Genomic DNA, 12,930 nt, shown 5'->3' on the forward strand with positions numbered 1-12,930 from the left:
ATCACTGTTACTGGCTTGGCACCATTCGCGCTGGTGTCGTCGCACAGGCCACCGCTAGCGTGTTGGTGCCCTTCCGCACCCCACGCCGCACAGGAGTCCGCCGTGAACCGCCGTTCCCGTCTGCTTGCCACAGCCGCTGTCGGAGCGTCAGCCGTGCTGCTTCTGTCCGCGTGCGGCGGAGGTGGTGACAAGCCGAAGGCCAACGACAAGATCGCCGGCGCGGACACCGGGGACAAGGAGTCGGCTTCGCCCAGCGCGAGCGCGACGCAAGAGGCGGGCCGACCGAAGATCGAGCTGCCCGCCGACCTTCACTACACCTTCGAGTGGCGTAAAACAGGCAACAAGGACAAGGACGCCGTTCTGGCCGACGGTGAGCTGTTCATCAAGGCCACGGACCAAGCGATCGCCCGTCAGGACGCGCTCGACCCCGCCTACCGGTTCTACTCGGCGGAGGAGCTCGCGGCCGCGACGCAGAAGTACGTGCAGCGATTCGTGGACCACAAGGCCCGCACCACTGGTACCTACCGCTTCTACAGCGAGTCCGTGACCCTTCAGGGCGATGGGGCGGCGGCGCTCACGTACTGCGAGGACCAGGGCAAGGCGTACAACAAGTACGTCAAGACCGGAAAGGTCGACAAGACTCCGGTGACGAAGAACAGCTACATCTTCTACAACACGACGTTGAAGCGGAATTCGGATGGCGTCTGGGTGACGCAGGACATGCTCTCGGAGAGGGGCAGCGCCAAATGTCAGCCGTGAAATGGCGCGGGGCTTTGAGCGGCTCCGCGATCGCGATACTTCTCCTGGTCAACGCCAACTCGGCCGTTGCCGACGACGACTTCGGCAACGGGAGTCAGAAGCCTGGCGGTACCAACGCCTCCGGTAACAGCGACGGCAAGGGCAACCTCACCGCCACCGCGGGGGCCGTCGTGTTCGACCGGTCCAAGAACGGGTCGGGGGACTCCTCCGGGCCGGTGACCTCGTCCTCCGGTGACTGGACACCGCCGGCCTGCTATTACGCTCCGAAGTACACGCCGGACGAACTGCAGAAGTACCTGGAGCCCATCTGGAACGCCGAGTCCACGGGTTCCCAGTGGGACCAGGAACAGCGGGACAAGTACGTCAACGGCGGCGAGGCCAAGGACTTCAACAAGGAGAAGACCGGCAAGGGCTACTGGTGGGACTCGTACGTCACGCCGGGCCGCGAGGGTGACCCGGGCGCGCTGAAGTGCACCAAGGGCATCTTCTGGGTCGACGAGGGCGCGGCCCCACCGGCGGACATCCCGGAGGCGATCACTCCGGAGATGCTGGCGCAGCTGGCGTACGCGGAGATCCGTGTGCCGTCGACGAGGGTGGATCTGGCTCCGGCGGGGACGACGAAGGTGAATCTGCCGACGTGGGCGTGGCTGGACACGGCGAAGTTCAAGCCGGTGTCTGTGACCGCGTCAGTCCCGCTGCTGAACGTCACCGCGACGACGACGGCGGAGCCGGTCTCGCTGAGGATCGAGCCCGGTACGGGGGACGCGCAGACGTATCCCGCGTCCGGCGTCTGCGAGATCACGGGTCACGGTATCGGCGAGGCGTACGCGAAGGGCAAGGCCGGGGACATACCCCCGTGCGGGGTGAAGTATCTCCGCTCCTCGGGTGACGGCTCGTACAAGCTGAGGGCCACCATCACCTGGAAGATCCACTGGACGGGCACCGGCGTGACAAGGGCACGGAACCTGCCGGACGGTACCTTCGGGGCGGACCAGGACGTCGTCGTGCAGGAGATCCAGTCCATCAACCGTTGAGAGGCGGGTGTCTCTCAGTGACGAACAGAACCGGAGCGAGCGGTAAGTGACGTCACCTCAGCCTGTCGGCAGCGGAAGCGTGTTCGGCCTGATCACACCCGAGGACTGGTACCGCATCCCGCTTCAGCCGCAGGAGCAGCGCGAGGCATCCGTGAGCGCGCTGATCCGGCGCCAGTTCGCCGGCGTCGACGATCAGCCTGTTCTGCGTCGCCAGGCCGAGGAACATCTGACCGGCGCCGCCCTCGCGGGTGCCGACCAGGGCGGAGTGGTGCTCTACCTCTCCTTCCTGGCGGCGGCCGGCATCCCGTTGTCCGCCTCGCTTCTCGTTTCCCGCGTTCATGAGCGGTTCGACAGCCTTGATGTCGTCGCAGCACTCACCGGTCAGGGTGAAGTCGTACCTGTGACCCTTCCCGCGGCAGGACGGGCGGCACGGCGCCGGCGTACCGAACGATCCCGCGAGACGAGGAAATTGGGATCGGATTTCGACGACACGATCGTTGAGTACTTTGTTCCCGCACCGCTGAACGATGAGACCTTGATGCTCACGTTCAGCACGCCGATGGAGCCGATCGCCGACGCGATGGTCGAGCTGTTCGACGCGATCGCGGGCACGTTGCGCTGGCAGGCGCGGATCGACGGCAAGGGAGAGCCGGCATGAGCGAGCGTCTCAGGGTCTCCACCGACGATCTGCATACGGTCGGAACCGGGCTGAGAACAGTGGCAACGGAGTTCGAGGGGCTCGACAGGCTCATGGAGTCCTATGACCGACGCACGGTCGGACACAAACTGCTGCATGAGAGACTCCAGGATTTTTCCGACGACTGGGACGACAACCGCGAAAAGATGATCAAGGACATCGAGGCGCTGGGAACCATCGCGAAGGAAGCGTCCAAGGCGTACGTCGAGCTGGACACGGCGCTCTACAGCGCTCTGGTCGGAAAGAGGCAGAAGACGTGAGCCGTCCGGCCGACCATCGTTGGGAAGTGCTGGACGAGAGCGGTGACCCCGTTCCCGGCGATGTGCAGGAGCTCAAGGCGCTGGCGCGCCGGTTCACGGCCACGGCCAAGACGATCTCCGACACCGCTGCCGCGCTCCGTCGGGTCGGAGACCAGAAGAGCTGGGATTCGAAGGCGGGCAGGGAGTTCGCCGACAAGGCGGGCGATACCGCCAAGACGGTGAGCAGGGCGCACGGCCGCTATGAAGAGGCCGGGGCTGCGCTCAAGGAGTACTACACCGACCTCGAGACCATTCAGAAAGAGGCGGACCGGCTCCTCGGGCAGGCTGAGACGCAGAGCGCGGATCTGGCATCCGCCAAGTCCCGGGCGGACAACCCGCCCGAAGGGGCGGACGACGCCAGCCAGGACAAGCTCGACAAGAAGGTGACCGACCTGCGGGACGGCCTGGACGGCCTGCGCGGCAAGTTGGCGGTTTTGAAGTCTCGCCACCAGCACGCGGGCGACACCGCGGCGAAGCGCATTCACGACGTGGCGGAAGGCGACGGCCTGAACGACGGTTGGCTGGACGACCTGCGTGACTCGCTGAACTTGATCAGTAAGGCCGCCGGGGCTGTCGCGGCGGTGTGCGGAGTGATATCGCTCCTGGTCGGGTGGATTCCCGTCATCGGACAGGCGATCGCCGGAGTCCTGGGCACGATCGCGCTCGTCATGACGGCTCTGTCCCTCATCTGCCACGTGCTCCTGTGGATCAACGGTGACGGGTCGTGGCAGGACGTGGCCCTGGATGTTCTGGGGCTGGCGACCTTCGGGATCGGGCGGGTCTTCTCGTCGGGAGCGAAGCTCGCCGCCACCGTCGGACGCAGCAAGGTCTGGACGGCCGCGACGCAGTACGTACGCGGCTGGAATCCAGGGCTCAGCTCGGCGGCACGTCGGACTCTCGTCCAAGAGATGGTGGGAGCGCGTGCCGGAGCCGTCACCCGCGCGGTACGACCGGACGTCAGCCTCGGAGCCGCTTTCAAGGGCCTGCCGCGTTCCATGGCCGATGACTTCGGCACGATCCGGAGCAACTGGCGGGATCTCTTCAAGGTGGGTGACAACGTCGCGGCTGTTCGGAACGCCTGGAACGTGGGCGGGGCCCGCGGTCTGGCCAGTATGTATGTCGGGCCAGGCATGGTGGACGAGCTCGGCCGTATGAGGAACGTCAGCTCGACCGACCTCGACTTCATCGGAACGCCGGACGCGTTCAAGCAGGCACTGCGCTACAACTCCTGGGCGCTTGCCGCCACCGGCACCGGAGCGAGTTCCGACTCATACAGCTTCCAAGGCATCTTCGAGGGTGAACCGAAGATCGATGTCACCGGCCCGGACGCCTCTCTGGCCGGAAGGTGACCGCCATGGCGCTCGGTGTGGAGGCTTCTCAGCACGGCTGGAGTGAGTGCAGGGTCGAGCTGCCGGCTCCCGAAAGCTGGTTGGTTCTCGACCTCGCCGTTGACCAGCCGATGCCATGGGCCCATACAGCCGCGGAAGACCATGTCGGCGCGGACGCTTCCGTGGATCGACGCGACGCCTTCGCCGACGAAGTGCTGTGGTACTGGGGTGCCGCGATTCGGCAGCGAGCAATCTGTGCGGCACTGTTGGCCCCGGCGGACGGACCCGTGCTGGCGAGCTACTTCGTGAGGGAAGTGGCGGTCTCCCAAGAACTGCTGTGCCTGGAAGCCCTCCGTCGAGAGGTCGAGCTGGCTGAAGGGCCCTTCTTCGGGAGCCCTTCGATCTCGGAGGTCGACCTTCCGGTGGGATCCGCGGTGCGGGTGCATCGTATGGAGCCAAGTGCCCCTGAATCCGCGGAGGGGGAAGTGATCGAAGGCGTCGCCCACTACGTCCTGCCTCGGCCGCACCCCGTGGTGTTGGAGGCCCGGCTGCTCTGGTCTTCCATCGGCCTCGGCGCGGAGCTGGCGACGGTGGCCGATGCCTTGGCCGAATCAATCAGGCTCGTGTGAGTCCGGCCTGCTGCCCGAGCCGAGCCGTACACCTGGAACGGTGATCCCGAACCTCTCCCACGGGATCAGAGCCAAGGGCATCCAGCTGAATCCGATGGCGAAGACACTCAGGAGTACGGTCAGACCCGCGGGGAGGATTCTCCCGAACTGGGCCACGATCACAGAGACGACCAGCAGATATACATCAAAGACAAGAAGAGCCAGAACGTCTGCGAGGGCCTCGGTCGGTCGAAGCCGCGGCTTGTCCTCGGTCCCCTTCACGAGACCCGCGATGATCAGCGGGACCAGCAGCCCGGTCAGGCCGCCCGCGCCGATGCCGCCGATCACCAGGCTGTTGCGGCCGTCAGCGGGCACCAGGTCCGAGAGGCCGGAATCATCCGCGAGGCCGGTAGCCAGGGAAACGCCCGCGAAGGCTCCGAGGGTCATGGTCGCCAGGACGCCGATGACTGCCGCGGCGAACGCCGCATTCTGAGCCTTCGTGCGCTGCGGGCTTCGCACCTCGGGCCGTCCGGGCCCAGATCCAGCGGACATGGAGTCTCCCGTTCTTCACAAGTGCGACCGACGATAGTGGGCGTCACCAGGGAGGTCCATGACGGCAGCCGTGCCCGGAGAGGCGACCGTCGAGCCCGCGGCTAGTCCTCCCACACCTCCGTCAGCCCGAACGCCGTGAAGACCGTCGGGAGTTGGAAGACCACCGTGTGGCTCACCGCTGTGGGGGTCGTCGTGAAGACCTGGAGGGTGTGCAGGCGGTGGGTGTCGGTGCCGGGGGCGCGGACGTACGCCGCCAGGGCCGGCTGGCCGTTGGCCGAGGTGGGGCGCAGGCGCCAGTCAGTGCCGCGCATCGCGAAGACACGGGCGATGAAGGCGACGTAGGCGTCGGGGCCGACGTACCAGTTGAGGACCGGCGGCATCTCCAGGACGACGTCCTGGGTGAGCAGGGTGCGCAGGGCGTCGAGGTCGGCGTCCTCGAAGGCGCGCAGATAGCGGTCGATCACCGCGCGCCCCTCGTGGTCCGGCGGTTCCGTCACCTCGTCCTCGGTCAGGCCGGCCTCGCCCAGTCGCGCGCGGGCCCGTTGGAGCGCGCTGTTCACGGACGCCGTCGACGTACCGAGCGCTTCGGCCACCTCGGTCGCCGGCCAGGCCAGTACGTCACGCAGGATGAGGACGGCACGCTGGCGCGGAGGCAGCAACTGCATCGCGGCGATCAGCGCGAGACGCAGGCTGCCCCGGGCTGCCACCACCCCCGCCGGATCCCCGGTCCCGGCCCCTGCTCCGGTCCCGAACACCAGCCCCGGGGCTCCCGTGTCCGGGAAGGGTTCGAGCCACGGCACCTCCGACCCCAGTGTCATCGGCGCCCCCGGATCCTCCAGCGCGCCGACCAGACCCGACGGCAGAGGTCTGCGGGCGCGGCCGCGCAGCGCGGTCAGGCATCTGTTGGTGGCGATGCGGTACAGCCAGGTGCGCATGGACGCACGGTCGGCGTCGTAACGGTCGTACGCGAGCCAGGCCCTGAGCATCGTCTCCTGGACCAGGTCCTCGGCCTCGTGCACCGACCCGAGCATCCGGTAGCAGTGCGTCAGCAGTTCACGGCGGTAGGGCGCCGCCCGCCTCTCGAAGCCGTCACGGTCGCCGTGACCGTCACGGTCGCCGTGACCGTCGGGGTCACCGTCCCGCCGGCCACGGTCACCCTGCCGGCTGCGGTCATCGTGCCCGTCACGGTCGCCGTGCCCACCGTCACGCCCGTCGCCATCGCCGAAACCGCCGCGACCCTCGGAGCCTTCCGTCCCGTCGGCATCGCCACCGCCGTCCCACCGGTCGAAGCCCACACCGTCCCGCCGGTCCAAGCCCACACCGTCCCGGTCCAACCCCACGCCGTTTTGGTCCCGGCCCCCGCCGCCCCGTATCCCCATCATCCGCTCCTCGGCCGTGTCCCCGCGTTCACCGGTATCTACCTCCGGGACCGCCCGGACTCATCGTCCCGGCACCGATGACTTCCGGGTGGTGTGCGGGTACGTACCGGCGTCGCATCCGTTCGAGGGAAGGAATCATCATGAACAGCAGCGCCACCGAGGACCGCCAGGACATCCGCGGCGTCCTCGACCGGCTCTACTCCGCCTGGGCCGACGGTGACGCCGACGCGTTCGCCGCGCTCTACACCGAGGACGCGACCGTCGTGATGCCGGGCGTCTTCAACGACGGGCGGGAGGAGATCCGCGCCTACATCGCGGCCGGCTTCGAGGGACCGCTGAAGGGATCCCGGCCGCTCGACGAGCCCCGCCGGATCCGGTTCCCGCGGCCCGGCACGGCCGTCGTCGTCAGTGAGGCCGCGGTACTCCTGGCCGGGGAGAGCGAGGTCCCCGCCGACCGGCGGCGGCGGGCGACCTGGGTACTCGTCCGCGACGCCGCCGACGGGACCTGGGCCATCACCTCGTACCACAACTCACCCGCCTGACCCGGGCGTCACCCGGCCCCGGCCCCGTCCTCACCGCCGGGTCCGGGGCCGGGTGAGAGCAACGTTCCCTTCAGGTCACTCACAGCCACAGGGCCGAAACGAGCCCTCCCTACCTTCGGGAAACAGCAGGCCAGTAAGCACGGCCGGTAAGCCCGGAGAACCAATGGAGGCGTGAGATGACTGCCCCAGCCACGAGTACGGCCCCCGCGAGGGGCGGTCGCTGGATCGAGGAGTGGGACCCGGAGGACGAGGTCTTCTGGGCGGAGAAGGGCGAGAAGGTCGCCCGGCGCAACCTGTTCTTCTCGGTCCTGTCCGAGCACATCGGGTTCTCCGTGTGGACCATGTGGTCGGTACTGGTCCTGTTCATGGGACCGGAATACGGACTCACCCCGGCCGACAAGTTCCTGCTCACCTCGATGGTGACGCTCGTCGGCGCGGTGGTGCGGGTGCCCTACACCTTCGCCGTCGCGCTCTTCGGCGGCCGGAACTGGACCATCGTGTCCGCCGGTCTGCTGCTCGTGCCGACCGTCGCCGCGTTCGTCGTGATGGAGCCGGGAACCTCCTTCACCACGTTCCTCGTGGTGGGCCTGCTGGCCGGTGTCGGCGGCGGCAACTTCGCCTCCAGCATGACCAACATCAACGCCTTCTTCCCCCTGCGGAAGAAGGGATGGGCGCTCGGCCTCAACGCGGGCGGCGGCAACATCGGCGTCCCCGTCATCCAGCTGGTGGCACTCGCCGTCATCGGGGCGGCCGGCGGACCCAGGGTGCTCCTCGGGATCTACATCCCGCTCGTCGTCGTGGCCGCCGTCCTCGCCGGCCTGTTCATGGACAACCTCACCCCCGTGAAGAACGACACCGGCGCGGCCCTGGACGCCGCGAAGGACCCGCACACCTGGATCATGGCGTTCCTCTACATCGGGACGTTCGGGTCGTTCATCGGCTACGCCTTCGCCTTCGGCCAGGTGCTCCAGGTCGAGTTCGGGCGGACACCGCTCCAGGCCGCCTACCTCACCTTCATCGGCCCGCTGCTCGGCTCGCTGATCAGGCCCGTCGGCGGCTGGCTCGCCGACCGCTACGGCGGCGCCAGGATCACCCTGTGGAACTTCGTCGCCATGGCCGCCGCGACCGGGGTCCTGGTGTTCGCCAGCAGTGAGAAGTCGCTGGCGCTGTTCGTCTCGGTCTTCGTGGTGCTCTTCGTGCTCAGCGGGCTCGGCAACGGGTCGACGTACAAGATGATCCCCGGCATCTTCCAGCGGAAGGCCCTGGAGGCGGGCCTCGAAGGGGAGGAGGCCGCCCGCCACGGACGGCGTCTCTCCGGCGCCGCCATGGGTCTCATCGGCGCCGTGGGCGCGCTCGGCGGTGTCGGCATCAACCTCGCCTTCCGCCAGTCCTTCCTCAGCTCCGGCTCCGGCACCGGCGCCTTCGTCACCTTCCTCGCCTTCTACGCGGCCGCCTTCGCGGTGACCTGGGCCGTATACCTTCGCCGCCCGGCCGCCGAGCCGGGGGCAAGTGCCACCGCCGAGGCGAAGCCCCAGCTCAGCTACGCCGAGGTGTGACGTAACACGCCGGACATCACCTTGATCCGAGCCTGTCACGGTCCGTTGACAGGCTCGGATCAGCCGCGACGTACGACAGCCAGCACAGACCCGTACGACGACTCGACGAGCGCGAGACGAGAGCCCATGTACGACGAACAGCAGCGACCCGAGCACGGGCCACTCTCCGGGTTCACCGTGGGCGTGACCGCCGCGCGCCGGGCCGACGAACTGGGCGCGCTGCTCCAACGGCGCGGTGCCACCGTCGTGCACGCGCCGGCCCTGCGGATCGTGCCCCTCGCCGACGACGGTGAACTCCTCGTCGCCACGAAGGAGTTGATCGACAACGCCCCCGACGTGGTGGTGGCCACCACCGCCATCGGCTTTCGCGGCTGGGTCGAGGCCGCCGACGGCTGGGGCCTGGGCGAGGAACTGCTCGCGCGGCTGCGGAGCGTGGAACTGCTCGCCCGCGGGCCCAAGGTCAAGGGCGCGGTGCGGGCCCAGGGGCTGACGGAGGAGTGGTCCCCGTCCTCCGAGTCGATGGCCGAGGTCCTCGACCGGCTGCTCGAGGAGGGCGTCGACGGCCGCCGTATCGCCGTACAACTGCACGGGGAACCGCTGCCCGGGTTCGTGGAGTCGCTGCGGGCCGCCGGGGCCGAGGTCGTCCTCGTGCCGGTGTACCGGTGGATGCCGCCCGAGGACATCGGCCCCGTCGACCGGCTGCTCGACGCGGCCCTCACCCGCGGGCTCGACGCGCTCACCTTCACCAGCGCCCCCGCCGCCGCCTCCCTGCTGTCCAGGGCCGAGGAACGAGGTGTGCACGCGGAGTTGCTCGCCGCGCTGCACCACGACGTCCTGCCCGCCTGCGTCGGCCCGGTCACCGCGCTGCCGCTGCAGGCCCTCGGCATCGACACCGTCCAGCCCGAACGCTTCCGGCTCGGCCCCCTCGTACAACTGCTGTGCCAGGAACTGCCCGGCCGGGCAAGGGCGTTGCCCATCGCCGGGCACCATGTGGAGATCCGGGGGCACGCGGTGCTGGTCGACGGGGCGCTGCGGCCCGTCCCGCCCGCCGGGATGTCGCTGCTGCGGGCCCTCGCACGGCGGCCCGGCTGGGTGGTGGCGCGGTCCGAACTGCTGCGCGCGCTGCCGGGAGCCGGCCGTGACGAGCACGCCGTGGAGACCGCGATGGCCCGGCTGCGCACGGCACTCGGCGCGCCCAAGCTGATCCAGACGGTCGTCAAACGGGGCTACCGGCTGGCGCTCGACCCGGCCGCGGACGCCAAGTACGCCGACGCCTGAGTCCGCCGGTGCCGCAGCAGGGCACGGGCGAGGCAGGCCAGAGCGAGCGTCGACAGCAGGGCCCGTACGACGTTCCAGGTCACCCAGGTGTCCTCGAACCGGTCGCGCACCGCGGCCGGATCGGCGATCCGCGCGGGGTCGCCCGCGTTCGCGAGGTCGTTGTTGAGCGGCACGTTGACGGTCACGGTCACCATGAACGCGAGCGTGTACGCGGCGAGCGCGGCCAGCACCCACCACCGGTCCGGCGTGCCGCGCGACCGCCAGGCGGCGACCGCCGTCAGGATCGGCGCCCCCAGGAAGCCCAGGAAGAAGACCGGGTTCTGGATCACCTCGTTGATGTTCCGCATCACCTCGATGAAGACGCGGTCGTCGCTGCGCGCCAGCGCCGGCATCACCGCGCAGGCGAAGACGTAGAAGGCCCCCGCGACCAGGCCCGTCGCGACCGTGGCCGCACCCAGTACCCCCGCGGCGGTGTCACGCCGCTCCGTGCTCTCGTTCGTCATGTCCCTCAGTCAACCGGCGGGCCGGAGCCGGTGACATGGCCGAGGAGCGCGGCCGCATACGCGGGCGTCCACGGCACGCTCCGCCGTCCGTCCGGTGAGCATCCGGTACGGGACCGGTGCCGAGTCTTCCGGCGGGGCGCCGGGGCATGCACTGTAGGGGGTACAGCGGCAGGTGACCCCAAGGCGGTGACAGGCGCATGGCATCGGGCATGGCCACAGCCTCGTACGAGCTGCGGTTCGACTCCGGGCGGATCTGCCTGGACCTGACGGCGACCACCCATCCCGAGGAACGCCTCGACTCGGCCGCCCGGTTGAGCGCCTGGGTCCTCGCGTCCGGGCTGGTGCCCGTGGGCACCGTGCTGGCCGCCGTGGACGACGCATGGCTGCTCGGCTTCCGGGAACTGCGCGGACATGTCGCCCAGTTGGTGCGCGGCGAGCTGGACGGACGGCCCGCGGACGGCGCGCTCGCCCGCGTCAACGCCGTTGCCCTCGCGGCTCCGCCGGCCCCCCCGGGCCGTCCGCGCCGCCGACGGCTCACTGTGCCGGGGGCTCCGCATGCCGCCGTACTGCGGTGAACTACTGTCTGTGGTGGCCCGGGACGCCCTCGATCTGCTCACGGACCCGCTCGCGCGGGCGAGTCTGCGGCAGTGCGAGGGCGACAACTGCCCGATCGTCTACCTCGACACCTCGCGCGGCCGGCGCCGCCGCTGGTGCTCGAGTGAAGTGTGCGGCAATCGGGAGCGGGTTGCCCGGCACCGGCGCCGGGCGGCCCTGGCCCGGGCCTGATCACACCCGTCCGTGACTTTCCAGTGACGTGAGGTGATCGGTATGCATTCTTTTCGGCGTCTACACATCTTCACCAGAAAAAATCCTGAACACTTTGAACACTCGCGTACCGGCACACGTACCCGGTGATGAGCGACCGACTGGGGGAACCCCCGGACACCGGAGGTAGGCGTGCGCAAGGATTCAGCCGTGGCTGATGAACACAGGCCAAGGGCCCGACATCGCATGTCTCAGCAGTCCTCGTCGACCGAACCCGACGAGGAGCTGATGCGTGCGCTGTACCGGGAACACGCGGGGCCCCTGCTGGCCTACGTGCTGCGCCTGGTGGCCGGAGACCGGCAGCGCGCCGAGGACGTTGTGCAGGAAACACTCATCCGTGCCTGGAAGAACGCCGGCCAGCTCAATCGAGCGACCGGTTCGGTACGCCCCTGGCTGGTGACGGTCGCCCGGCGCATCGTCATCGACGGCCACCGCAGTCGGCAGGCCCGGCCGCAGGAGGTCGACCCGTCGCCGCTGGAGGTCATCCCCGCGGAGGACGAGATCGACAAGGCGTTGTGGCTGATGACACTGTCGGACGCGCTGGACGACCTGACCCCTGCTCACAGGGAAGTTCTGGTCGAAACTTACTTCAAAGGGCGTACCGTCAATGAGGCGGCCGAAACGCTCGGCATTCCCAGCGGCACTGTGCGCTCACGGGTTTTCTACGCCCTGCGGTCGATGAAGCTGGCGCTTGAGGAGCGGGGGGTGACGGCATGAACACGTACGGGGGTTACGGAACAGGTGGTCCGGGAGCCATGCAAGGTCCACGAGGACAGCAAGGGTCCGGGGACAACATTCACGAGACTGTCGGCGCCTACGCGCTCGGCATCCTCGACGACATCGAGGCCACGGCCTTCGAGGAGCATCTCGCGTCCTGCGAGTGGTGCGCCCAGCAGCTCGACGAGCTCGCCGGGATGGAACCGATGCTCGCGGCCCTCGCCGACCTGCCCGCCTCGCAGGGCAGCCCGGCCATCGCGGAGTCCCTCTCGGCCCGCCCGAGCCCACGGCTCGCGGAGCGGCTGGTGGACGAGGTCTCGCAACGCCGCGCCCAGAAGCGCCGGCGCGGCATGTACCTGGTGGCCGCCGCGGCCGCGCTGATCATCGGCGGCCCGCTGACGGTCATGGCGGTCAACGGAGGCAGCGACACCGGCACGAACATGCCGCAGGCGCACGCCACCAGCCCGGCCAAGGCCGCCTTCGAGGTCATGACCGACAAGGCGTCGGCCACGGACCCGAAGACCAAGGTCAGCGCCGTCGTCGCCATCGAGCCCAAGGACTGGGGCACCCACGCGGTCCTCCAGCTCAAGAACGTCACGGGCCCCGAGAAGTGCTCCCTGATCGCCGTCGGCAAGAACGGCGAGCGCGAGACGGTCACGTCCTGGTCGGTCCCGGAATGGGGCTACGGCACACCCAACGCCAAGACCGAGGAGGCCAAGCAGCCCCTCTACGTCCACGGCGGCGCGGCCTTCGAGCCGAACCAGATCGACCACTTCGAGGTCATGACCTTCGGCGGGAAGCGTCTGGTCGAGGTGAAGGCGTGAGCGGACTCCGGGCGCGGACGTAGCCCGGC

Annotated in this window: 15 protein-coding genes and 1 pseudogene; 13 read left to right on the forward strand and 3 right to left on the reverse strand. The window is 69.0% G+C overall.

Annotation, left to right across the window (positions count from 1 at the left end):
• Positions 1-153 precede the first annotated feature (153 nt).
• The 6 genes from ACFYYF_RS30515 to ACFYYF_RS30540 all read left to right on the forward strand — a co-directional run bounded on the left by ACFYYF_RS30515 (position 154) and on the right by ACFYYF_RS30540 (position 4,746).
• The gene (locus ACFYYF_RS30515; RefSeq protein ID WP_388780741.1) at positions 154-759 is read left to right on the forward strand and encodes a hypothetical protein; all 606 of its coding nucleotides are present in this window, start codon (positions 154-156) and stop codon (positions 757-759) included.
• Positions 747-1,793 carry a hypothetical protein gene (locus tag ACFYYF_RS30520; RefSeq protein ID WP_388780742.1) on the forward strand — a complete coding sequence of 349 codons (1,047 nt, stop codon included), beginning with the start codon at positions 747-749 and terminating at the stop codon, positions 1,791-1,793. Before ACFYYF_RS30515 ends, ACFYYF_RS30520 begins: the two co-directional genes overlap by 13 nt.
• Positions 1,794-1,872: 79 nt before the next feature.
• The gene (locus ACFYYF_RS30525; protein WP_388780743.1) at positions 1,873-2,451 is read left to right on the forward strand and encodes a hypothetical protein; all 579 of its coding nucleotides are present in this window, start codon (positions 1,873-1,875) and stop codon (positions 2,449-2,451) included.
• Positions 2,448-2,750 (forward strand): hypothetical protein, encoded by a 303-nt coding sequence (locus ACFYYF_RS30530; RefSeq protein ID WP_388780744.1) that lies wholly within the window; start codon positions 2,448-2,450, stop codon positions 2,748-2,750. The genes ACFYYF_RS30525 and ACFYYF_RS30530 overlap by 4 nt, the downstream gene beginning before the upstream one ends.
• Entirely contained in the window at positions 2,747-4,138 is a 1,392-nt protein-coding gene (locus ACFYYF_RS30535) for a WXG100 family type VII secretion target (protein ID WP_388780745.1), read from the forward strand. The genes ACFYYF_RS30530 and ACFYYF_RS30535 overlap by 4 nt, the downstream gene beginning before the upstream one ends.
• A 5-nt stretch (positions 4,139-4,143) precedes the next feature.
• Positions 4,144-4,746 (forward strand): hypothetical protein, encoded by a 603-nt coding sequence (locus tag ACFYYF_RS30540; protein WP_388780746.1) that lies wholly within the window; start codon positions 4,144-4,146, stop codon positions 4,744-4,746.
• On the opposite strand, the gene ACFYYF_RS30545 is transcribed toward ACFYYF_RS30540, so the two are convergent.
• Both ACFYYF_RS30545 and ACFYYF_RS30550 read right to left on the reverse strand, forming a co-directional pair.
• Positions 4,729-5,244 carry a hypothetical protein gene (locus ACFYYF_RS30545; protein ID WP_388780747.1) on the reverse strand — a complete coding sequence of 172 codons (516 nt, stop codon included), beginning with the start codon at positions 5,242-5,244 and terminating at the stop codon, positions 4,729-4,731. The genes ACFYYF_RS30540 and ACFYYF_RS30545 overlap by 18 nt on opposite strands.
• Before the next feature lie 134 nt (positions 5,245-5,378).
• Complete coding sequence (locus ACFYYF_RS30550) at positions 5,379-6,329, reverse strand: sigma-70 family RNA polymerase sigma factor (RefSeq protein WP_388780821.1); 951 nt, start codon at positions 6,327-6,329, stop codon at positions 5,379-5,381.
• Here ACFYYF_RS30550 and ACFYYF_RS30555 point away from each other — a divergent pair.
• From ACFYYF_RS30555 to ACFYYF_RS30570, 4 genes are all read left to right on the forward strand, one after another.
• Positions 6,318-6,737, forward strand: a complete 420-nt coding sequence (locus ACFYYF_RS30555) for a hypothetical protein (protein ID WP_388780827.1) — start codon at positions 6,318-6,320, stop codon at positions 6,735-6,737. The two genes, ACFYYF_RS30550 and ACFYYF_RS30555, sit on opposite strands and share 12 nt — an antisense overlap.
• Positions 6,738-6,796: 59 nt before the next feature.
• Positions 6,797-7,198 carry an SgcJ/EcaC family oxidoreductase gene (locus tag ACFYYF_RS30560; RefSeq protein ID WP_388780748.1) on the forward strand — a complete coding sequence of 134 codons (402 nt, stop codon included), beginning with the start codon at positions 6,797-6,799 and terminating at the stop codon, positions 7,196-7,198.
• Between the two features lie 176 nt (positions 7,199-7,374).
• Positions 7,375-8,754 (forward strand): NarK family nitrate/nitrite MFS transporter, encoded by a 1,380-nt coding sequence (locus ACFYYF_RS30565; protein WP_388780749.1) that lies wholly within the window; start codon positions 7,375-7,377, stop codon positions 8,752-8,754.
• A 126-nt stretch (positions 8,755-8,880) separates the two neighbouring features.
• Positions 8,881-10,032, forward strand: a complete 1,152-nt coding sequence (locus ACFYYF_RS30570) for a uroporphyrinogen-III synthase (protein ID WP_361681416.1) — start codon at positions 8,881-8,883, stop codon at positions 10,030-10,032.
• On the opposite strand, the gene ACFYYF_RS30575 is transcribed toward ACFYYF_RS30570, so the two are convergent.
• A complete protein-coding gene (locus ACFYYF_RS30575) occupies positions 9,981-10,535 on the reverse strand; it encodes a DUF1772 domain-containing protein (protein ID WP_388780750.1) in 555 nt (184 codons plus the stop codon). The genes ACFYYF_RS30570 and ACFYYF_RS30575 overlap by 52 nt on opposite strands.
• 197 nt (positions 10,536-10,732) lie before the next feature.
• On the opposite strand from ACFYYF_RS30575, the pseudogene ACFYYF_RS30580 reads away from it, so the two are divergent.
• The 3 genes and pseudogenes from ACFYYF_RS30580 (at position 10,733) to ACFYYF_RS30590 (ending at position 12,901) form a co-directional block, all read left to right on the forward strand.
• A pseudogene (locus tag ACFYYF_RS30580) lies at positions 10,733-11,321 on the forward strand (CGNR zinc finger domain-containing protein).
• A gap of 225 nt (positions 11,322-11,546) precedes the next feature.
• Positions 11,547-12,077 carry a sigma-70 family RNA polymerase sigma factor gene (locus ACFYYF_RS30585; RefSeq protein WP_037619265.1) on the forward strand — a complete coding sequence of 177 codons (531 nt, stop codon included), beginning with the start codon at positions 11,547-11,549 and terminating at the stop codon, positions 12,075-12,077.
• A 38-nt stretch (positions 12,078-12,115) separates the two neighbouring features.
• Positions 12,116-12,901, forward strand: coding sequence for a zf-HC2 domain-containing protein (locus ACFYYF_RS30590; protein WP_361681426.1), 786 nt, complete (start codon positions 12,116-12,118; stop codon positions 12,899-12,901).
• Positions 12,902-12,930 lie beyond the last annotated feature (29 nt).

Source organism: Streptomyces sp. NPDC001914 (assembly GCF_042891215.1).
Classification (GTDB): domain Bacteria; phylum Actinomycetota; class Actinomycetes; order Streptomycetales; family Streptomycetaceae; genus Streptomyces.